1 protein-coding gene is annotated in these 384 nt (G+C 42.7%); it reads right to left on the bottom strand.

Features of this window, described 5'->3' with window-relative positions:
* Positions 1 to 384 (bottom strand): amidohydrolase family protein (locus F1E73_RS17460; protein WP_150452711.1); only part of this gene is annotated, 384 nt, incomplete at both ends.

The raw sequence follows: 384 nt of genomic DNA on the forward strand, positions 1-384 counted from the left end.
TTCTATTTTTTCCCTCATTGCCCACCTCATTCATGGTTGCTGTATCGTATAACCTACCGTTTATCATGGTGTAGATAACGGAGTTAGAATTTTTAATGTCTTCCAATGGATTCTCATCCAAGACGATTAAATCTGCCAGCATTCCGGTTTTTAAGGAGCCCAAGTAACTATCCATTCCCAGGTAATGTGCTCCATTGATAGTGGCGGCTTTTAATGCTTCCATAGTAGACATTCCACCTTGTGCCAGCATCCAAAGCTCCCAGTGTGCACCAATACCCTGTATTTGTCCGTGCGCACCCAAATTAACTTTAACGCCTGCATCGGCCAATTTCTTTACACTTTGGGATACCAAGATGTGCCCATTATCGTATTCCTTTAGAGGAA

Source organism: Arenibacter lacus, from assembly GCF_008711145.1.
Taxonomy (GTDB): Bacteria; Bacteroidota; Bacteroidia; order Flavobacteriales; family Flavobacteriaceae; genus Arenibacter; species Arenibacter amylolyticus.